Here is a 1,039-nt window from a genome sequence, read left to right as displayed (position 1 = left end):
GGCGGGAAAGTCCTCGTCGGCCGGACGCGAAGACCAGGGCGCGGTGGAGGGAACGACCTCGCGCATCAGCGGTGCGGACCGGCCCCAGCCACGCGGGTCAAAACCCACCAGGTCGTAGACCTGGTGCAACGGCGTACCGACCAGCCGCAGGGGCATCCGGCGGCCCAGCCCGTTGTGCCCGCCGGGCCCCCCGTTCAGGGCCACGAGCACCCCGCGGCGTCGCGCCGGGTCCGCGGCGGGAATGCGGCCCACAGCAATCGAGATCCGCTCCCCGCCCGGATCGGCGTAGTCCACCGGAACCTCGACCAGCGTCTCCTCCAGCACGTCGAACGACGCGGGTTCAGCGGATTCAGCAGATGCAGCGGATTCAGCGGATTCAGCGGATTCAGCGGCAGCGTTCACGTCGCGATCTCCGTTCCTTCTCGGTCCACAGGGCAAGCCAGAATCCGGTACGGCTCTCGAAAACCTCTGGAGACCGAGCTGACAACAGAGCTGGCATACGGGTCCCCAGGCGGGCGCCGAGCGCGAGAGGTCATGAGGTGTGGCCGGTCTCCACCGCGGCTGGAGCCCGCATAGAGCCCTGATCGGCATGGTCGGAGGGTCGCTCACCGTTGCTCGCGAGAAGGGACCCGCCATGACGTCGGCGCTGGAGACGAACGAGGCATTGACTGCCCTGCGCGGTCAGGTGCCTGAGTGGTCGGTGGTGGGCGACGGTGTGCTGGAGGAGGCGCTGATCGAGGTTCCGGTGGACTACGCCGATCCGGGCGGGGAGCGGATCTCGATCGCTGTGGGCCGCATTCCCGCCGCGGACCCGGCGCGGCGCCGCGGGGTACTGGTGGCCCTGAACGGAGGCCCGGGCGGGCACAACGGACTGGGCCGCACCATGCCCCTACGCCTGGTCGGCACCCCACTGCACCAGGTCTACGACCTCGTCGGCTTCGACCCCCGCGGCTGGGGCCGCTCGGCACCCCTCATGCGCGAGGCCGTTCCCTCCACCGCGCCCTGGTCTTCGCGTCCGGCCGACGAGGACTTTCCCGCC

Annotated in this window: 2 pseudogenes; one reads left to right on the top strand and one right to left on the bottom strand. The window is 70.5% G+C overall.

The annotated features are described in order from the left end of the window. Positions 1-402 (bottom strand): annotated as a pseudogene (locus U9R90_RS36390) (alpha/beta hydrolase); the annotation flags it as partial. Positions 403-634: 232 nt separating this feature from the next. Here U9R90_RS36390 and U9R90_RS36385 point away from each other — a divergent pair. Further along, positions 635-1,039: pseudogene (locus U9R90_RS36385) on the top strand (alpha/beta hydrolase); the annotation flags it as partial.

Origin of the sequence: Streptomyces sp. E11-3 (assembly GCF_046540415.1) — a bacterium.
In the GTDB taxonomy this organism is placed as follows: Bacteria; Actinomycetota; Actinomycetes; order Streptomycetales; family Streptomycetaceae; genus Streptomyces.
The sequence above is the reverse complement of the archived record's forward strand: the minus strand, read 5'-3'. Positions and strand labels throughout refer to the sequence as shown.